This is a genomic window from Candidatus Magnetobacterium casense, assembly GCF_019173545.1.
GTDB lineage: Bacteria > Nitrospirota > Thermodesulfovibrionia > Thermodesulfovibrionales > Magnetobacteriaceae > Magnetobacterium > Magnetobacterium cryptolimnobacter.
Map to the genome: position 1 here is coordinate 1 of NZ_JABXWD010000015.1, position 21,663 is coordinate 21,663.

Sequence of the window (21,663 nt, forward strand, 5' to 3'; positions counted from 1 at the left end):
CCAGCCCCCTTGCAGGGGAGGTCTGAGGAGGGGGCGGAGCCGCCCTCCTTCTTTCTTTTACCATGCAATATAAAGAGGATACATTTGGTGCTTTTCTATAAAGCAGATAGCAGGGGTAATATTTATTGACAATGGAGGAGTAAACATGGAAATTAGCTGTTCGTTAAAAAGAGTGCGTGTTGCGACAAGTGTTATTTTTTCATCAATTGTAATCTTATGCCTGTCTGTTGTATTAGCCGTTTTACAGACTGCTCCGGTGTTTGCGCTACCGACGCTGGAGGGTTGCGGGATGTTTCCAGTCAACAACATATGGAACACGCCCGTGGACAAGCTGCCCCTTGACGCCAATTCGGCAGCCTACGTCACGACGATCGGCGCAAGCAGGGGAGTGCATCCGGACTTTGGCAGCGGCACGTGGGAGGGACGCCCTATTGGGATTCCTTACAACGTTGTCTCCGGCACCCAGGCAAAGGTCAGTGTGAGTTTCGAGTATGCCGATGAGAGTGACCCCGGCCCCTACCCAATCCCGCCTGGTGCGCTGATCGAAGGCGGCGACCAATCAACCGGTGACCGTCACATCCTCGTCGTGGACAAGGACAACTGTATGCTGTACGAACTCTACGCAGCCTACCCTCAGACGGATGGCAGTTGGACTGCCGGTTCGGGAGCCATCTTTGACCTGCGCTCCAATGCCCTCAGACCTCAGACGTGGACGTCAGCCGATGCTGCGGGTCTACCGATCCTGCCGGGACTGGTGCGCTACGACGAGGTTGCCGCCGGGGAGATCAGGCACGCCATCCGGTTTACCGTCCCACAAACGCGCAACACATACCTGTGGCCGGCCAGACACAAGGCGTCCTCCCTAACCGGCACCAACTATCCCCCGATGGGACAACGCTTCCGTTTGAAGGCGTCGTTTGATACATCTGGCTTTTCGCACAACACAAGGGTCATTCTCGACGCACTGAAAAAGTACGGCATGATCATTGCCGATAACGGTTCCTCCTGGTACCTCAGCGGCGTGCCCGACCCGCGTTGGAACAATGACACTCTCGTGAGCGAATTCAGCAAGGTGCATGGCTCCGACTTTGAGGCCGTAGATGAATCCGCCCTGATGGTAAACATAAACTCCGGCCAGACAAAGGGCGCAACCATCAAGGACGACTTTAACTCCGACGGCAACAGCGACATCCTATGGTACAACACCGACACCGGAGAGGTTGCCCTCTGGTTGCTTAAAAATGGGGCAATATCCGACACAGTCCCCCTGGCGGCGGTTGACACCAGGTGGCAGATAAAAGGCAAGGGCGACTTTAACGGCGACGGCAACAGCGACATCCTATGGCAGAACACCCAGACCAACCAGGTGGCAGTCTGGCTCCTGGACAAAGGCACCATAAAAAGTGCAACCGCAATGGGCATTGCCGATACCCCCTGGCAGTTCAAGGACATCGGCGACTACAACGGCGACGGCACCTCCGACGTCCTCTGGCAAAACTCCACCACCGGTACCGTGGCCATCTGGCTTATAAACAATGCCGTTGTTGTCAGTCCGGCCATACCAGCAACGGTAGGCGCCCCGTGGGTGATTAAGTAACAAACCACAGGGGCACTAAGCCTCTGAGTTTTGTCCGGTAACTTCTCAAAAAGTTGAGGTAACAGCCTTTTGACGCATAATTACGCCCAACTGAGCAATGGTATTATTTTTTATCTACCATATCGCTAATATAATGCCAATAAGGAGACGGCCAATTTACGGGGTAGCACCACAATCAACCGTGGTCATGCAGCTACCGCCATTGTTTGGTGATGAGACAATTCGCAAGGTTTCCAAAGCGTTCTCCGGTATGGTAAAATAACCAATCGTGGATATTCTGGCACGCAACAAGAGACTTGAGGAACTTGACGTGGCTTGCTTATGGCATCCCTTCACGCAGATGAAGGAGTGGGTGCAAGACCCTCCGGTCATTATAGAGCAGGGGCGGGATTGCTTCATACGGGACATATACGGGCGATGGTACCTCGATGGCGTCTCCTCCATGTGGGTCAACATCCATGGCCACGGACACAGACACATCAACGAACGCCTCAAGGCACAAATCGACACCCTGGCACACAGCACGCTCCTTGGCCTGGGCAACGTCCCGGCCATCGAACTGGCACACAGGGTCGTCCAACTCTTGGGCGATACACTTGCCACAACTCCGCACGACCTCAACAAGGTGTTTTTTTCCGACAACGGTTCAACCGCCGTAGAGGTGGCCTTAAAGATGGCCTTCGGGTACTGGAAACACGTCGGCGAAACCACACGCAACAGCTTTGTCTGCCTCAACAACGGCTACCACGGCGATACACTCGGGGCGGTCAGCGTGGGCGGGATCGACGTCTTTCATGCCCTGTACGCCCCCCTGTTGTTTAAAACGCACAGGAGTCCTTCGCCGTACTGTTATCGTTGCGAGCTTGGTCTGAGGCCGGATACTTGCAACATGCGATGTCTCGCTCAGATGGAGGCCATACTGAGCACCCGAAGTCACGAAATAGCCGCCGTGATAATAGAACCTCTGGTGCAGGCCGCCGGGGGGATGATCGTGGCTCCGGAGGGGTTCCTGCGCGGGGTCAGAGACCTCTGTCGCAAGTACGACACGCTGCTGATAGCCGATGAGGTGGCAACGGGGTTTGGCAGGACGGGGGCGATGTTTGCCTGTCAGCACGAGGCCGTAGTGCCAGACATTATCTGTCTGTCCAAGGGGTTGACGGGCGGGTACATGCCGCTGGCCATGACCGTGGCCTCACAGAGAATCTTTGATGCCTACCAGGGAGAGTTCAGCCAACTGAAGGCATTCTTCCACGGACACTCCTACACGGGCAATCCCCTGGGGTGTGCGTGCGCCCTTGCCTGTCTGGATGTCTTTGAGACCGAGTGTACGCTTGAGGCCCTCAAGCCCAAGGTCGAACTGCTTGACGGTTGGTTGAGGGACATCGCCGCCAGGTCTGCACGAGTAGGACAGGCACGGGGGATTGGTCTGATGGCGGGGGTTGAGCTGATACAGGATGACACGCCGGCGGAGACCTGTCAGTACGGCCAGAGGATCGGCTGGCAGGTGGCACACAGGGCACGCCAAAAGGGCCTCATTATCCGTCCCCTTGGCAACGTCGTCGTCATAATGCCTCCGCTGGCCATCAGCATGGAAAACCTCGTCTCAATGCTGGCAATCATAGAGGAAGCTATCTCCGAAGTTAGCAGCGTCTGAGAGTTTTCAAATGACAGTGTTGTGCGCAATCATACAACTATGCTACACTGTAATCTGAGTATGGCGTTGCACTATCCGGGATTGTTAATAAGGTATCCTCTAAAAAAAGCATGGTAAGATGGGGTCAAGGGGACTGGTCCCCTTGCGGGGGGGTTCTGAAGGGGGGCGGAGCCGCCCCTTTCTTTCTTTAATTGGGTGATTTACGTTATAGCTACTTATGTTCTTCTGCTTATATGCCAACACGGTGGAAAACACACAGACATAAAAACGGATTGACAGAGCTGATAACGTTGTGGTATAAAAACATGGTGAATTGTTTAGAGTTAGATAAGGAGACCTTCGTGTATGATTGACATTACCATAGCCAGGATAACCCATGTAGAGTGGGAGTATCAGCTTGAACAGGCATTACAGAAAAGAAATCTGGTAATTAATATGAGGCCGTACAATGAATGTGAGCTTGGCATATGGCTCTACAGTACGGCGTTGAAGATGTATCAGGACATTGCTGAGATTGAGTTGCTGGAAAAGGAACACAAGCTATTTCATGTGGCAGCAGAGAAAGTTGCAAAGTGGCATAATTCCCCTAAGATAAGTCCGCGATATGATGCCCAGGCCCAGATGGATTTTGAAGAAGTGCAACAAAAAAGTAAAGAGATAATTTATCTTTTGACAATGCTAGAATTTAAAATGCTTATGAAATACCAATATGGTAGCTCAGGTCTGCAGGTTGATTTTAAAAGTCTCATAAGGAACCCGCTAAAATCATTAACCAATATGATAAAGGGTAAGGGTAATCTCCCCACTGTATCGCAGACCTCATTGGATATGCTAAAAGATGATCTGGTAAAGAAGGGCCTGAAATGAGGCGTGAAATTTTAAGCATAGAGCTTGAAACAAAGATAAAAAATGAAGTGCCGGCGACTGCAATTGCGAGTAAAACTTCACTGAAAAAAGACTGGCTGAAATCTGAAGAGGATGAAGCCTGGAAAGATTTGTAAGCGGAGATGTTCTGCTAATTCATTTTTCATTCAGGATTAAATAGCCTCACGTGAAGGTATTAAACTACGACAGGGTAGTGAGCGGAGTCAGCGGCAGAAAGGCTGCCCATAAGAGGGCACTGGAAGCTGCCCAATCCCCCGGTACGACGATCATCCACAAGGCCAACCAGAGGGAAGAAAAACCAATTGTATCAATTATCCTTCTGGACTGGGAGTGCCGCGAGCACTACAGCTCCCTGTACTGGCTCAACAGACAGGACGTTGAGCGTAGTCAGTACGAGCTTATCTGGGTCGAGTTGTACAATCAGGTGGTGCCCGAAGTGACGGCACAGGTCGATTGCCATATAACATGCGGCCAATCCGGCATGTATCATAAGCACCTGGGTTACAACACGGGGCTGCTCAATGCCCGTGGCGATATCGTGACCATCTGCGACAGCGACGCCATATTCCCGCCCGACTTTATAAGATCGATAACCGAGTCCTTCGAGTACGACGACGCCAAGGGCTGTCAACGTTCCCTGGTACTGATGCACCACGAAATGAGGTCGTCCTTTCTGTTCCCGGAGGGGTTGAAGGAGATCGACGACGTCAGGGACAAGCGGTGGAAGTGGTGGCCGGTAAACCCCAATGCCGGGGCTTGTATGTCCGTCAGAAAGTCCGACGCCATCCGCTATGGCGCCTTTGACGAGCACAGCTCCTACCGGGGATACCTCTGTGGCCCCTACGATCTGGGATGGCGACTGGTCAACGCAGGAATGCCGGAGGTCTGGTACAATCACACAGTCACCGCCCTGTGGCACTACGCACACCCTGACCCCGTTGGCGTAAACGGACTGAGGGCATCCATCAATATCATCTTTGAAAACACATACCCGCACGTAGACTTGCACGCCATAAGGGCCGTAGAGGCGTTTTCTGCCGGCAAGATGTTGCCCCTGCAGGAAAACCCCATAGTCTTTGACATGCGCATCAAAGACAGGGTCATTGGCACCAACTTCGAAGAACGATACGCCGACATGACAGGCCCGGAGGGCTTTCCTCAGTGGTTGCTGTGGATGATGACAGTCGAGTTGTTTATCTCACTGTCGATGAAGGTCATCGTGGTCAACATACTGAAACCGGTAATGATAAAGTCCCTGAAACTCTTGTTGGGCAAAAGACTCTACAACTTCATCAAGACCCTGATCTACGGAGACTACCAACCAATTGACATCAATGCCATGCCCGAAATCATTGAATCCTACCTGACATACAATATTATTGAATTCAGGGGTGTCATCTACGGTATCCCCATGTCCCTGGGAAACGTTGACTTCAAAAGTAAAAAACAACTCAACCGCAAGGAGATCATCAAAGGCTCTACCACCCAAGAGGTCAGGGTAAGGATCGAAGAGTCCGGTCGCTTTGACCCGGAACTGGTACACTCCGTGGAGAGCTATAATATCATTAAATATGGCAAAATGTTTTATGCCCTGCCCATGTCCCTGGGGCAGATCGACTTCACCAATGCGGCACAACTCAATCAACCGGAAATACTCAACGGCACCAGCTTCGATGAAGTCACTGCCCAGATCGAGGAAGTCAATAACCTTGTCCCGGTATATGTATGCCCGTATGAGGCATATTACATTGTACGGTACAGACACGGCCTCTACGCCGTCCCTATGCTGATGGAAAAGGCCGGAGACAATGGCGCTATTAACTACCAGGACGTCTTAAAGGCAAAGACCACCGAAGACCTCATGCAGTTGCTGGAACACAAAGAGGTGATCAAGTGCCAAGATATCGAACAACTAAAGGGCATCATTGACGGCACCGGCCAACTCCATCCCGTTTTGACGTATACGGTTGAGAGCTATAACGTAATCAAGTACAACAAGCTCTTCTACGTCGTACCCACATCCATTGGCGAAATAGACTTCAGCGACGAAAAACAGCTCAAACACGATGCAATAATCAAGGTCGCTGCCTACGATGAGGCCGTAGGTATCGCCAAAGACAGAAACGACCTTTTACCGGCACTGCTCTGCTCGCACAAGCATTATAACGTAGTCAAGTACAACCAAAAAATATACGCCATCCCCTCCTCCCTAGGCAACATCGACTTTACCAATGAAGCACAACTCAACGTTAAAGACATCCTCAAGGGTACCACTCAAGAAGAGGTCATCGCCCTCATAGAAGAGGTCTGTCGCTTTGTCCCGGAACTGATCGATACAATTGATAACTATAACGTTATCAAGTACGACAATGTCTTCTATGGCCTGCCAGCATCCTTGGGTAAGATCGACTTCAACGACAAGACCCAGCTTGAACACAACGATATAATAATTGGCACCACCCTCAAAGAGGTCTTATATCTGATCCGTGAAGCTATTCACATGGTCCCGCTTCTTCTATGCTCTTGCGGACACTATAACATTGTCAGATATCGCTCCGCTTTCCATGCCATACCAAAGTCTCTGCAACGGGCAGACTTTATCTACAAGTCCAAGGTCAACTATCACGACATCCTGCGCGAAAAAACTGAAAAAGAACTTCTGACACTCCTTGAGCATAAGGATGTGCTCCATGCCACTTCCGATGAGGAACTAAAGGCCATAATCAATGAGATAGGCCGATTTCAGCCGGAACTGGTGGATTCCCTTGCAGGCTATAACGTGGTCAAATACAAAAAGCTGTTCTATGCCCTGCCCAAATCCCTCGGAGGCATTGACTTCACCGATGAAACCCAGACAGACAACGACAGGATAATTAAAAGCGCCATCTACGATAAAGTGTTACACGCAATCCAACAACGCGACGATGTCACCCCGGAGCTTCTCTGCCCCTATGAAGACTATAATATCATCATGTACAAAGATGTCCTCTATGCCGTCCCCAAGTTTCTGGGCGCAGTGGACTTCACCAAAAAATCCCAGATCAATCGCAAAGAAATCTTAAAGGCAAAGACAAAAGAAGAATTACTCTATTTGTTTGTAAAGACTCTAAACAGACAATGGCATTTAGATGAGTATCAGGATTGAGTATAACGGGGGCAAGGGGACTGGTTCCCTTGCAGGGGGGTCTGAGGGGGCCAGGAGCGCATTGAGCCGGGGGGCGCTGCCCCCTCCTGGAGCGAAAAAGAAGCAGAGCCGCCCCCTTCTTTCTTCTTGTAACAAGGAGTTGAGTTTCCATGGGGAGTCCTGGAATAGTGCCCATGGTGGGTACTTCTCTGATCCGGCTGTGACCATACCCTTGATCGATAAACTCACACAGACCATCCACAGGACATCCCCGGACGTCGTGGCAGACCTTGGCGGCGGTACAGGCTATGTACTGCAGAGGCTGCGCCAGACCCTGACAGACCAGAACATAAGACTTGTCAACGTAGATACCTCCGAAAAACAACTGCAGGCCAATCCCGGCTCTGCCATACTGACTCTAAACCGATGCCTCAGCGACGTCAAACGTGAGGACTTGATCGCTGACGATGGTTCTTTGCTCTTTGTCATGCGCAGCGTGCTACACTACTTTGGCGCCGAGGGACTGCTGCCACTACTGAAACACCTGCGCTTGCAGATAAAGCCAGGTGAATACTTCATCCACCAGACTGCCTGCTTTGAGGACGAACAGGGCAAGGAGATCATGAACCTCATCTTCAGCCACTTTGGGGTTGATAAGTGGTTTCCCACGGTTGCAGAGTTGACGGATATCCTACAGGGACTGGGGTGGGCTGTGCGCTGCGTTGAACATACCGACAGCCTGCTGCTAACCTCGGAGGAGCTATCCAGACGTTATCTGCTTGACGCAGTGGATGTGGAGGCAATTGTCAGCGATGTCACGACCTGCTATGGCGACAGACCGGGTGTCTGCGACGTCTTTGTACGCAAAGAGACCGGCTTTGACGCTTTTCTGCACTACAAGGTCTTTGAATGTCAGGCAGTCTGAGGCAATGGTGGGATCGGCACATTGAAGACAAGGTGTTCCCTGAGGTTATGCAGTGGGGGATGTATGTCTTTGTCGTGTTGATGTATGCCGGTAAGTTTGGGACTTTTAAGGCGCTGGCCTTTTACATCCCTGCCTCCGTGTGGTTTATCAGGTGGATAATAAAAAAAGAGACTGGAGTACGACTGTATGACCCCGTGCTTGTCTGCCTGCTGCTGTTTACGCTCTCTGCCGTTGTCTCATCCCTGTTAAACGCCAATCACGCCTCTTCGCTCGTGGTGGTCAAAAAGAACTATATCAAGGTCGTCCTGCTCTACTGTATCATTGTGGCAGCCTTCAGCGACACCGACAGACTAAAGAGGCTTGCCCTTGTCATGGCCTGGACGGCTGTGGCGTACATCATCGCCGCATTTTACGAATTAGCCGTAGACCTCATCACAGACGGACGGATCGCTTATCTCGATATCAGATACTTTGCAACGATCATCGTGTACTTTTTCCCGTTTGCCCTCATGAAGTACATAGAAAGCCAGGGACACAGGCGAATATTGTGGATTATGCCCGTGATTGCATCGGTCATAGCGCTCATCATTATCAGCGTCAGGGCAAGCTGGCTGGGCATTGCGGTGGTGTTCGGTATCTGGATGTACTTTCTGAGGGGCGTATTCTTTAAGAGGGTCAACCTTATATTGACCTCGGCGGCAGTGTTGTGTCTTGTTACGGCAGCGTTGTTGATCTTTCCAAGCCAGTACAGACTCATAAAGGGACACACACTGGAGACGGTCCAGATGTCGCAGAGGTTTGCCCAGTGGCAGGTGTTTCTGTCGATGTCAGGGCAACGGCTGCTCTACGGTCACGGTCTCAACCAGGACGACGCCACAGAACACTACCGGCAGTCCTTCAACCACCTCTACGGCAGATTCCCCACAAAGGACGAACGCACCACGGCACACAATCAATTCCTCACCATCCTGTACCAGCACGGGATTGTGGGGCTTGTCATCTATACGTTTACTATTGGCATGGTCTTGATGCAATTGTACAGGCGGATTATCTCAGATGGCGCAGGGATTGATTCATACGTGGGGATAGCCGTCTTTTCGGCGATCATCGCCGAATACGGATTGCGCACGCTCTTTGAGGACAGAAACATCATCCCCCTTGGCGTACTGGCGGGCATGGCAGGTGCCTTTACCTCGACAACCGGAAATGGTGATAAGCAGAAGAGCATAAGTAGCTATAACGTAATTCACCCAATTAAAGAAAGAAAGGGGCGGCTCCGCTTCTTTGTCGCTCCAGGTCGCACCTGGCCCCTTCAGAACCCCCCGCAAGGGGACCAGTCCCCTTGACCCCATAAAAGGCTGGTGATGTTATACATGTTTATGCTCGATTACTTAAACATCTTGCCCGTAGCTACCTATGTACAAACAGCAAAAAAAGTTAGGAATACAGGCATATAAACAGAATATAAGGATGTGGTGTAAAGGTGGATAAAAAAGAAAATATGTTAAAGATAAAACAATCCCTGACACTGTTGTATGTAGAGGATGAGACAATGGTTAAAGAAGCCTCTGTAAAATCATTAAGGAGGAGATTTAAAGAGGTGTATACGGCAAACGATGGCAAAGAAGGACTTGAGTTATATAAGAAATACAAACCGGATATAGTGTTAACCGATATCTTGATGCAGGCACATAGTGGTCTTGAAATGATCAAACAGATAAGGGAGATAGACAAGAATGTCCTTGTCGTTGTAATTACAGCCCTTACTGAAAGCATTTACCTAAAACAGGCAGAAGAATTAGGATATTTCGTAAAACCACTTAAGGAAGAGCAGTTTTTAGAATTGCTCTACAATCTGTCTCTTGGTTTGATTAACTACGGCAATGATTGAAATAAAAGGTTATAGGGTTGTTTCAAAAATAGAGGAAAACACCAACAGTGTTGTCTATCGTGCCATTGGTCTTGAAGATGATATTGCTGTGATTATAAAATTGCTCAGAGACGAGTATCCTACTCAAAACTCCATAACCAGGTATAAACAGGAATATGAAATAACTTCCAGGATAAATCTCAAGGGGACGATACACTCGCGCAAACTGATAAAGTATAAAAACACCCTGGCCATTGTATTTGAGGACATTGGAGGACAATCGTTGAAAACATTATCCAGGGCTAAGGACTTCACTGTGAAGGATATTTTATTGATAGGTTGTAAGATAGCCGATGCCTTGGGAGAAATACACGCCGCCCGCATAATACATAAAGACATAAATCCATCCAACATAGTGCTGAACCCTGATACTGGACAGATTAAGATAATAGACTTTGGGATATCCACGGTTTTATCAAGACAGGAGACTGACATCTCACCCCCTGAGCTGATCGAAGGGACATTGGCATATATATCTCCGGAGCAGACCGGGAGGGTGAACATGTCTGTTGACTATCGCACGGATTATTACTCACTTGGTGTGACACTATATGAGCTGTTATGCCACAGACTCCCCTTTGCCATGGATGACCCGATGGATATAATCTTTTCTCATATCACCAGAGAGCCTGCACCGCCACATGAGATCAATCCTGACATGGCAGTGCCTGTATCGGATGTCATTATGAAATTGCTGAAGAAATCCCCTTCTGACAGGTATCAGAGTGCATATGGGATAAAGGCAGACCTGGACAATTGTATAAGACTATTAAATGGTGACATATCAACTTTTGTCCTTGGACGGTATGAAGTACCCCATAAACTACAGGTATCTCAAAGCCTCTATGGTCGGGACAACGAGTTGTCTTATATGGTCAAGAGATACGGCGAGGTATCCATTGGCGGGTGTGAGATGATGCTTGTCTATGGATACTCCGGTATAGGTAAGACATCGTTGATAAGGCAGTTGTATAGGCCGATATCAACCAATCGGGGGTATTTCTTATCGGGTAAGTTTGACCAGTTTCAAAGAGACATACCATGCAGCGCTATCGTGAGTGCATTCAGGGGATTGGTGAGACAAATACTCTCAGAGAGCAGACAACAGTTAAACAGATGGCAGGAAAGATTCAGGCAATCTCTGGGAAAAAACGGACAGATCATCATCGACGTTATTGCCGAGATGGAACTTATCATCGGAGAACAACCCCCTGTGCAGGAACTGCCTCCCGTTGAGGCACAGAACCGTTTTAATGAGGTCTTCACCGCTTTTATCAGACAGTTTGCCCAGAGAGAGCATCCGCTGGTTATCTTCCTGGATGACTTGCAGTGGGCGGATGCCTCATCGCTTAAACTTATTGAACTGTTGATGCTCAACAGGGAAATAGGCTATCTCCTGTTTATAGGGGCTTACAGAGATAACGAGGTAACCCCAACACATCCGCTGATACTCACTGTTGACCGGCTAAAAAAATCAAACGCTATTATTAACACTATCAACCTTGGCCCCCTTAGCAGGGCAGACGTCACACAATTGATAACCGATACCCTCCGGAGTCAAAATGGGGATGTCTCAGACCTGGTTGACATAATTATACGTAAGACGTTGGGTAATCCGTTTTTTATCACCCAGTTCCTGAAACGCCTGTATGAAGATGGCCTTGTAAAGTTTATTCCCTATGACGCTGATAACTCAACAGAAGAAGGATTCGGGTGGGTTTGTGATATTGCATCAATAACTCAGACTGACATAACTAATAATGTCGTTGATCTCATGGTAGACAAATTAAAAAGACTTCCCCAATTGACACAACATGTCCTGAGCATGGCAGCGTGCATTGGGAACAAGTTTGACCTCGACACCATATCCATTGTTACAGAGACGCAATCAACAGAGGTATATAAACAGCTGACACATGCAATTGACGAAGAGTTGATCCTCTGCACGTCACCCCTTGAAATAACAAAAGAGGATATCCTGATCGCTAAACCAATAATAATGAACTTCAAGTTCTTACACGACCGTGTACAACAGGCAGCATACGCCCTCTTAGATCAAAGCAAGATAGAGTCCATACATTACAGCATAGGCAGACGCCTTATTGAACACATTGGCAGAGAGATAACTGACAGAGATATATTTACTGTAGTAGAGCACCTCAATAAGGGCAGGTCTCTCATCTCATCCCCGCAGGAATTGGCAGAACTATGCAGGTTAAACCTCCAGGCAGCAAAAAAGGCAAAGGAATCCACTGCATACCAGGCATCTCTCTCTTACCTGCAATCCGGTATGGAGATGCTGTCCGATTCTATCTGGGACAGTAACTACGAACTGGCAAAGGAGACATATAAGGAGAGGGCGGCGGTTGAATATCTCAATAACAATGACAGCCTGTCAGAGAAATACATATATGCCGCCCTGGAACACATCAAGACCTCGATAGAAAAGGCGGAACTCCTAAACATCCTAATAGTACAGTATACGATGAGGGCAAGATACAAGGACGCCATTAAAACGGCCAGAGAAGCCCTCCATCTTGTCGGCATAATGCTGCCACAAGACGATGATGACCTTGTAGTGGCAAGGGATGAGCAACTGCGCATGATTATGGAAATGATGGGGGACAAGACAATACGCTCACTGATGGACTTACCAGCAATGACAGACAAGGGCAAGATAATTGCGATGAGATTACTGACAAGCCTTGGCCCTCCCTGCTACCGTAGCCACCAAAGGCTCTGGGCAATTATTATCCCAATAGAGGTAGGTCTTTGTCTCAGATACGGCGACGTCTCTTCAGCCACTTATACATACCCATCCATTGGAGGGTTGTTTGGTTATGTCTTTAACGATTTTAAATCAACGGCGGAGTATGCCGTGCTTACCGAGCAACTGTGCAAGAAATATAACAACCCATCCGACAGGAGCGTGGCGTATTTAATGATAGGCAGCTCGCTAAGACCGTGGTATAAACACCTCAGGCACGCCGAACAAGACTATAACGAAGCGTATCAGGCCGGTCTGGAATCCGGCAACTTACAATATTCAGGGTATGCCTTTGGGCACAAAACCTATTGCATGTTTTACTATGGCAAACCCCTTAACGAGCTGGAGGAGGAGTTGCCAAAATTAATTGAGTTCAGTCAAAAGAGACAAAACAGATGGGCTATAGATTTAATAACAGGCGTTGAGATAATAGTCTCCACCTTGCGAGGAACAACGGATGGAGTATTAAGGTATAATGAGATAACAGAGGACGAATACCTGCACCAGTGTGCCGCAAATGTCAACACACAAGTCTTGTGCATATACTATATACTTAAGATGCAGATTCTTTATCTGAGTGGCAAATTCACAGAGGCGTTGACTGCATCGGAGGAAATCGAAAAGAGAATTATCTCGGTTGCAACACAGAGCCTTTTACCAACTGCCGAGTATAGGTTTTATCACGCCCTTGTTATCGCCTCTCTATATACAAGTGGTTCTGAAGAAGACAAGACACGTTACATGCAACAGCTAATTTCAAGTCAACAACAGATGCGAATATGGGCTGATGGGTGCCGGGAGAATTTTCTCCATAAATATTACCTTATAAGCGCAGAGATTGCCCGCATCAACGGACAGGACATGGAGGCAATAAGCCTGTACGAACAATCAATCCAGTCTGCCAAAGACAATGGGTTTATACAGGTCGAGGCACTCGCCAATGAGCTGATGGCAAGGTTTTGGCTGCAAAAAGGCAACAACAATATAGCAAGACTCTACATAAACGAATCGGCCTATGCCTACTCCATGTGGGGTGCAAGATACAAGGTGCATCATCTCAAGACAGGACATCCGGCCCTGTTTGAATCAATAAAGGAGACACAACGTCAGGACTTCCTTGTACGGCCACCGGTTATCCATACAACAGCAAGCAGCGTGGTGGGATATGACCTGGCCTCTATAATGAAATCCACGCAGGTCATTACAAGTGAAATGAACTTGGATAAACTGTTGCCCAAGATGATGAAAATCATTATGGAGACTGCCGGGGCACAGCGAGGGGGCATATTATTTTTATCCGATGGGCAGCTATATATGGAGGCGTTTGCAAATTCGCAAGACATACAGGTATTAAACTCCATACCACTAAGCAGCAAACATGATTCTATTACTTATGGTATCTCCGGGGATATAGTCCGCTATGTTGCCAATACAGGTGAGGTTGTCATTGTCCATAACGCTTCCGAGGATGAACGATTTGCAAGCGATCCCTACATCAGCAAGAATCATCCACAGTCCATATTGGCATTACCTGTTATCCATACAGACAGGACTCTAGGTGTTGTATACCTTGAAAACAACCTGATGACGGGGGCATTTTCCGCTAATCGTATAGATGTCCTGAATATACTCGTCCCTCAAATGGCCATATCCATAGAAAATGCACATTTATATAAAAAATTAAAGCAAATGAATGAAACCCTGCAATACAGGATAGATGAAGAGGTCAATATAAGCAGGCAAAAAGACTTCATCCTTATAAATCAATCAAAGATGGCATCCCTTGGCGAGCTGTTAATAAACATAGCCCATCAATGGAGACAACCCATGAATGTCATCAGCACACTGATGTTTGAGATACAGGATGCCTATGACTACGGTGAGTTGAACAGGGAATATTTATACGAAACGCTGGATAAGGCCTCCTCGCAGATACAATATATGTCCGGTGCAATAGATCATTTCAGAGACCTGTACAAGACAACATCGGCACACGAGGCATTTGAGATAAGAGCCTGTATAGATGAGGCGGCATCGTTTGTCTATGACCAGCTAAAGTCGCAAAACATAACACTCAGGTTTGGCTGCTGTCTGCATAAAGGGGTCTTTGAAAAGGCATCATTAGTGTCGTGTTGTAGTGAAAACAGAATTGTATCTCATAAGAATGAGCTTATGCAGGTGTTGTTAAGTCTGATAAATAACGCCGCGGATGCCATTGTTGAAAAAAGGTCTAAGGATGCCTTAAAATGGGAAGGGATAATTGATATCTCTTTTTGCAGGATAAATGGTACAATCCGTATAGAGATCAGGGACAATGGTGGAGGTATCCCTGATGCCATACTTGACAGGATATATGAGCCATATTTTACTACAAAGTTCAAAAAACAGGGCACGGGACTGGGATTATATATGTCAAAGATGATAATCGAATCAAACATGGACGGCAAGATATACGGCCAAAACGTCAAAGACGGCGCTATGTTTACAATTGAGTTAGAGTGTATATGACATATTCTTTCAATGCCTCAAGTTCGACAGCATCTTTGTCCATTTTCCTGAAAATGGTGGTGCTGTGTGTATTGTTGATAGACATCTTTGTTGCAACAATGGCTATGGTCTCTTTGCACAACAGCAAACGCCAAACAGAACAGAGGGCTGCTGTTACTTCCCAGAATCTGTCACAGGTGCTTGAGCAGTACATAAGCGGGTTTATTGGCAGAATAGACCTGGTTTTGATAGACGTTGCAGATGAGCTCAAGGCAGGTACGGTTGACGGTAGTGAGGTAACCTCGTCTCTTGGCAGACACCAGGCATACCTGCCTGAGCTTGAGAGCCTGAGGGTAACAGATGCACAAGCGACAGTGAGGTACGGCCTCGGTGTGTCACAAGGCTCCAGAGTAAACCTCTCAGACCGTGACTTCTTCATTGCCGCAAAGGGTGATCCAAAGTCGAACCTGGTGATATCAAAACCGATATTTGCACGCATCAGCAAAAAGTGGGTAATCGCTCTTTCCAGGCGTATTGATACCCCTGAGGGAGCCTTTGACGGTATTGTTTATGCAAACATAGCGCTGGAGCATATAATCAAAGTTTTTGCATCTGTAGATATTGGTCCCCACGGAGGGATCAGTTTACGTGATAGGGAAATGGCAATCATCGCCAGATATCCTCAGCCAAAAGATATTGGCAGCGATATCGGAAGCAAGAAAATATCGCCTGATTTGAGAAGGCTCTTTGAGGCCGGTCAAACGTCAGGGACGTTTTTTACACCGACCAGCTTTGATGATATGCCCAAATATGTCTCTTACCGCAAGATAGGCAATTATCCACTTTACGTTACTGTAGGTATTGCCGCTGAGGATTATCTTAAGCAATGGAGGCATGAGCGCATCGTAACGTTGGTGATGGTAAGCATATTCATACTTGGGACCCTTGTGTTTTTGTACATGGTTTACAAGTATGTCAACTACCGCAGGCAGACAGAGGATGCCCTGAACATGAAGACAATACAGCTTGAATCTATGACCATAAAACTGGAAAAAATGGTTACTCAGGAGACAACACTCAGGATTCAAAAAGAACAACTGTTGATTCAACAATCCAAGATGGCAACCATGGGTGAAATGATGGCAATGATAGCCCATCAGTGGAAGCAGCCCTTAAACGCATTGGCTTTAAACGTATTTGACATAAAGGATGCATATGAGTACGGTGAACTCAACAAGGAATATTTAGATAACATGGTAAGGACATCAAAGGAACAGATCAACTTTATGGCAAAAACGATTGATGACTTCAGGAACTTCCTGTTACCTGACAAAGAGAAGATATCTTTTAACGTAAGAGGCGTAATTGATGATCTGTTGTATATGTTTGGAGGCTTATACAGGAAAAACAACATAGAGATATCAGCAGAAACAACAACTACAGGGGCAGTTTTGATCTCTGCGGGTTATCCGAATGAGTTAAAACAGGTTGTCCTTAATATAATCAATAATGCAAGGGACGCAATACTGAGCAGACGTCAAGGAGGTATACCAGACCTTGTGGGACAGATCAAGATAGTCATCTCCGAATCTGATGATGATATTTATGTCTCAATAACTGACAACGGTGGAGGAATACCTCAAGATATAATAGGTAATATCTACGAGCCGTATTTCTCAACAAAAAAACAACAAGGAGGCACAGGACTTGGGCTTTACATGTCAAAGATAATAATAGAAACAAGTATGGGTGGTAAATTATCAGTTAGAAATCTTGATAACGGTACGGAGTTTACAATAACAATGAAAAAAGCAGTCGTAGCAAACGCATTGTGAATAATATAGCAGATTTCGATTGGATTAAATACAAAACACACGGCATTTTTACGGGGTCAAGGGGACTTCTTAGTGCCAGGGGCGGCTCGCCCCTCCCCTTGCGGGGGGTTCTGAAGGGGGCCAGGTGCGACCTGGAGCGAAAAAGAAGCGGAGCCGCCCCTTTCTTTCTTGTATTGCACACAATCGAAACGCGCTATAAATTAATTATGGGCAGGTACTTAAAATGACAATCTTCTATCCCGTGCCTGAGTTCATATGTGCAACGCAGGCCAGGTTCATACAGATCATGAACACCGCCAACTCCATTGCCAGGGCCGGTCATGTGGTCAAACTGCTCTGCGGCAGGCAGCTCGGACAGCACGCCGAGGACATATTCAGGTACTACGACCTGCACCCACACCCAAACATAGAACTAGTGTTTCTGCCGATCGTGCGCAGAAATATATCGTGGTTGCCATTTTCTTTTGGGATGTTGTTTAAGTTCACGCTGTTTTTTTACCTGTTGTTACACACCGGCAGTGGGGTAATCTTTGTCAGACACCCGAAGTTGGCCGCCTTTCTGCTCAGGATCAAGTCTCTTGTGAGGATGCCGGTTGTCTTTGAGGCACACGAAATATTTCACCGCACCACGGAGAGACCTAAAAAGCAACATCGCCTCAAGAAAACAGAGTCCTACATATACGGCAACGCCGACGGTGTAATTACGATATCAAACCTCCTGAGGGAAGAACTATTGCTTTTGTTTCAACTGCATGACAAGCCAATAGTGACGATCCCCAATGCCGTCAGGAGCGAAATCCTCAATACCGCTGATGCTGTGGGGGCAGGCACTGCCGTTAAGGATGGCCTGCTCTATGCCGGAGGGCTTTATCCGTGGAAGGGCGTTGATGTGTTGATCAAGGCGATGGCGTTTATCCCCGGTGAGGTGTTGACAATCGTTGGCGGTGGCGACAGGCTGGATGAGTTGAAGCAACTTGCCGCAGACATTGGTGTTGCAGAACGGATTGTCTTTACGGGATACGTAGAGCAGAGTCAACTGGTGGGGTACCTGTCCCGTGCGCGGATTGCCATAATCCCCAACATCCTGCACAAGCCCTCGATACACTCATCGCCACTGAAGATGTTTGAATTCATGGCCCTGGGGCTGCCCATTGTGGCATCCAACATCCCCGGCATAACGGATGTACTCACGGACAAGGTCAACGTGTTGCTGTTTGAACCGGGCAATGTCATGCAACTGGCCACATCGGTCAGACATCTCATCGACAATCCCGCCTACGCCGCCGAAATTGCCACCAATGCCAAGACCCTTGCCGGCGACTATACCTATGACAAGCGCGCCACACAGATCATGGACTTCATCACAAGTGTTGTTGAGCGTGGGACAACACACCAATGACTGACAGGTTGCCTGTATCCGTTGTTATCGTCACCAAGAACGAGGAACTTAACATTGCCGGTGCGCTTGAAAGTGCGTGCATGGCACAGGAGATCGTCATTGTCGATGACTACAGCACGGACAGGACAGTGGACATATGTCGGGCATACAACGCCAGGGTATATCAGAATCACTGGCAGGGGTTTGCACAACAGAAGCAGCTTGCCATAGACCACGCCCAGGGCCCTTGGGTGTTCCTCCTTGACTCCGATGAGCGAGTGACCCCTGCCCTTGTGCAGGAACTGGGGCAGGTGTTGACGGAAGCAGCGTATGACGGCTTCTACGTCCCACGCAAGAACTTCTTCCTGGGCAAGTGGATCAAACACGGCGGATGGTGGCCAGATAACACCCTCCGACTCTTTAAGAAGGACAAGGCCCACATGCACCAGCGTCAGGTACACGAAAAGGTGCTCCTCGATGGTCGGACAGGTAATCTGCGCAATCCCATCGAACACTACTCATACAAGGACATATCGGACTTCATCAGGCGGATGGACGTTTACACTGCCCTTGCAGCCGAGGAGGTTGTCAAGGCGCCCGTAAGGTCATACGCATTTGCCTTTACGCTCAAACCCCTTGCGATGTTTCTGAAGATGTATGCTATGCGTCTGGGGTTTCTTGATGGCGTGCGAGGGTTTATCCTGGCCGTGCTGTATGCCTTTTATACGTTTTTGAAGTACCTCAAGGCCTGGGAAAAAGAAAGTGGTGGTGAAAAGAAATTGTAAAAAATGCTATATACTGAAATGACGCAGGTTTTTTCAGGCATGATATTTGATAACAAGATAATGGGGTCAAGGGGATTTCTTCGTGGCCGGGGCGCCTCGCCCCTCCCCTTGCAGGGGGTTCTGAAGGGGGCCAGGAGCGTCCTGGAGCGACAAGAAGCGGAGCCGCCCCTTTCTTTCTTGTATGCGAGCAATTTTGATACCCGAAAAAACTCGAATCCGATCAGTATACTTAATTTGCCAATGTCCCTGAAGGACGTACACGTCTGAATAGATTGTGAGATTTCGACCACAAGGGCCTTGGCCTTAGCGGAGTCCTCCTGCCTGAGAGGCACGTGGCGGAGGGTCTCCAGTGCTCGCCCGATTTCGTTAAGCTCATTTTCCAGCCTCTGATATCTGTGTTGCATGATCCGAGGTGTTATAAATTTATGTTTTGCTGTTTACTTTTCCCTAATAAATTCATAGATGTTGAGGTAATGTTGTGCGGGATTGTTCCATGAGTAGTCGTAGTTCATGCAGGTAATCATGGCCTCTCTGAATCGCTCCGGGAACTCGTAGTATAGTCCGACGGCGCGGTGCATGGCGTGTTCGAGTGCCTCGTTGGTGGCCTCGTAGAAGACGTAGCCGTTGCGTTCGTTTTCGGGTTTGTCGGAGTGGTTGATGTCAAAGACGGTGTTAGCGAGTCCTCCGGTGCCACGGACTATGGGGATGGTGCCGTACCTCATGGCGATCATCTGTGTCAGACCGCAGGGTTCAAACATGCTGGGGATAACTATCATGTCTGCCCCGGCGTATATGAGGTGCGACAGGGCGTCGTCGTAGGATATCTCAAGGTGACAATCGGGGTTGTCGTTGAATGTGCGCTTGAGGTGGCAGAACTCTTCGTTGACGGCATATTCCGGGCTTGAACCCAGGAGGACAAACTGCCATCCGCAGTGCATAGCATAAAACATGGCCTGCTTGATGAGGTGAACGCCCTTCTGGTGGTCAAGGCGTCCGATGACGCAGATGATCGGCTTGAGTTCATCCCTGAGCAGGAGTCTGTGTCTGAGGGCTGCCTTGTTGTTGTACTTATCGTCGATGTTGTTGACGCCGTATCTGGATGGTATGTGCGGATCGATTTCGGGATTCCATATGTCGTAGTCGATGCCGTTGAGGATGCCTCCGAACTTGCCCTGGTTTGAATGCAAGGTGTGTCCGAGGCCATAGCCTTGGTCGGAGTGTCTGATGTCCCAGGCGTACATGGGCGAAACGGTGGTGACAAAGTTGGAGTAGACGATGCCGCCCTTCATGAGATTTATAGCATAGGGGTTGTGGTCATCCTGGATGCGGTCGCTTCTGTGGTACTGTCCAGGGTCGAGGCCGACCTCTCTGAGGATGTGATCGCTGGTTGTCCCCTGGTGTTTGAGGTTGTGCAGGGTGTAGCACACGCGCGGGTGGGTCATGCCCAGGTGTTGGTAGATGCCGTACAGCAGCACGGGAACCAAACCGGTTTGCCAGTCATGGCAGTGGATGACGTCGGGGTGTTTGCCGGCCTTGAACATGAACTCCAGGGCGGCCCGACAAAAGAACGCAAATCGTTCGGCATCGTCATAGTGCCCGTAGAACAACCCGCGGTTAAAGAAGTTCTTATCGGCGTGCGGGTCTATGAAGAAACACTTCCGCCCATGGACAAAGCCAAAGTACACGGTGCAGTGTATCCAGTGCTCAAAGTATGGAACCCACAGGCCGTTAAAGACCTCCTGAAAGCCCCATATCTGGTCATACCACATGCAGTCGTACTTGGGCAGGATGATCTCCACTGAATGGCCCCTAATCTCAAGCTCACGGCTTAAACCATACACCACGTCCGCAAGCCCTCCCACCTTGGCTACAGGTGCGATCTCCGGCGATATCATAACTATATACATAACAAGTTGGCTCCTTTTACTGCTTACTTAACTTTGCCTTGGTTCTTCGTGGACTACACAAAGCAATTTATTATATACAAACTCAGGTGTATAAATAAAGGCAATTTTTTCACCGATTAAACGGACGGCAAGTTTCTCTCCGCCAAGATTTTTTGCAGGATGCGATGAGCATTTTATTGTTGACATTTGGATTAACATATGTTACACCACCAGTAATTTAATCAGATTGCGTCGTAATATGACGTATCACAAGCTTTATATGGAACATGTCAAGCCTTACCATATATTAGCTTTCATTAAAAAAGGATATGGAAGGGCGTTTTATTATCATTAAGAAAGGATATGTTATTGTTAAATATTTGACATGTTTGTAGTTATTCTTTTGAAGG

13 protein-coding genes and 1 pseudogene are annotated in these 21,663 nt (G+C 48.3%); 13 read left to right on the top strand and 1 reads right to left on the bottom strand.

Annotated features, from left to right (window positions below; all coding sequences use genetic code 11):
• Nucleotides 1–211 precede the first annotated feature (211 nt).
• From HWQ67_RS20375 to HWQ67_RS01640, 13 genes and pseudogenes are all read left to right on the top strand, one after another.
• Nucleotides 212–1,144 (top strand): annotated as a pseudogene (locus HWQ67_RS20375) (hypothetical protein); the annotation flags it as partial.
• A gap of 87 nt (nt 1,145–1,231) precedes the next feature.
• On the top strand, nt 1,232–1,597 hold the full coding sequence (locus HWQ67_RS20380) for an FG-GAP repeat domain-containing protein (RefSeq protein ID WP_425340691.1): 366 nt from the start codon (nt 1,232–1,234) through the stop codon (nt 1,595–1,597).
• Between the two features lie 274 nt (nt 1,598–1,871).
• Complete coding sequence (gene bioA / locus HWQ67_RS01590) at nt 1,872–3,251, top strand: adenosylmethionine--8-amino-7-oxononanoate transaminase (protein WP_425340692.1); 1,380 nt, start codon at nt 1,872–1,874, stop codon at nt 3,249–3,251.
• Between the two features lie 345 nt (nt 3,252–3,596).
• A complete protein-coding gene (locus HWQ67_RS01595; RefSeq protein ID WP_218250887.1) occupies nt 3,597–4,118 on the top strand; it encodes a CZB domain-containing protein in 522 nt (173 codons plus the stop codon).
• Entirely contained in the window at nt 4,115–4,252 is a 138-nt protein-coding gene (locus HWQ67_RS01600) for a hypothetical protein (protein ID WP_218250888.1), read from the top strand. The genes HWQ67_RS01595 and HWQ67_RS01600 overlap by 4 nt, the downstream gene beginning before the upstream one ends.
• Nucleotides 4,253–4,302: 50 nt before the next feature.
• A complete protein-coding gene (locus tag HWQ67_RS01605; RefSeq protein WP_218250889.1) occupies nt 4,303–7,281 on the top strand; it encodes a glycosyltransferase in 2,979 nt (992 codons plus the stop codon).
• Nucleotides 7,265–8,185: a class I SAM-dependent methyltransferase gene (locus HWQ67_RS01610; protein WP_218250890.1), complete on the top strand. Its 921-nt coding sequence runs from the start codon at nt 7,265–7,267 to the stop codon at nt 8,183–8,185. The genes HWQ67_RS01605 and HWQ67_RS01610 overlap by 17 nt, the downstream gene beginning before the upstream one ends.
• Nucleotides 8,170–9,531, top strand: coding sequence for an O-antigen ligase family protein (locus HWQ67_RS01615; RefSeq protein WP_218250891.1), 1,362 nt, complete (start codon nt 8,170–8,172; stop codon nt 9,529–9,531). Before HWQ67_RS01610 ends, HWQ67_RS01615 begins: the two co-directional genes overlap by 16 nt.
• A gap of 137 nt (nt 9,532–9,668) precedes the next feature.
• Nucleotides 9,669–10,076 (top strand): response regulator transcription factor, encoded by a 408-nt coding sequence (locus tag HWQ67_RS01620; protein ID WP_218250892.1) that lies wholly within the window; start codon nt 9,669–9,671, stop codon nt 10,074–10,076.
• Entirely contained in the window at nt 10,069–15,390 is a 5,322-nt protein-coding gene (locus tag HWQ67_RS01625; protein ID WP_218250893.1) for an ATP-binding sensor histidine kinase, read from the top strand. The genes HWQ67_RS01620 and HWQ67_RS01625 overlap by 8 nt, the downstream gene beginning before the upstream one ends.
• Before the next feature lie 224 nt (nt 15,391–15,614).
• Entirely contained in the window at nt 15,615–17,204 is a 1,590-nt protein-coding gene (locus HWQ67_RS01630; RefSeq protein WP_255317065.1) for a sensor histidine kinase, read from the top strand.
• A gap of 223 nt (nt 17,205–17,427) precedes the next feature.
• Nucleotides 17,428–18,603: a glycosyltransferase family 4 protein gene (locus tag HWQ67_RS01635; RefSeq protein WP_218250895.1), complete on the top strand. Its 1,176-nt coding sequence runs from the start codon at nt 17,428–17,430 to the stop codon at nt 18,601–18,603.
• Nucleotides 18,600–19,367, top strand: coding sequence for a glycosyltransferase family 2 protein (locus HWQ67_RS01640; RefSeq protein WP_218250896.1), 768 nt, complete (start codon nt 18,600–18,602; stop codon nt 19,365–19,367). Before HWQ67_RS01635 ends, HWQ67_RS01640 begins: the two co-directional genes overlap by 4 nt.
• 437 nt (nt 19,368–19,804) lie before the next feature.
• Here the strand turns inward: HWQ67_RS01640 and HWQ67_RS01645 are convergent, their stop codons facing one another.
• Nucleotides 19,805–21,274: a glycogen synthase gene (locus tag HWQ67_RS01645; protein WP_255317066.1), complete on the bottom strand. Its 1,470-nt coding sequence runs from the start codon at nt 21,272–21,274 to the stop codon at nt 19,805–19,807.
• Nucleotides 21,275–21,663 lie beyond the last annotated feature (389 nt).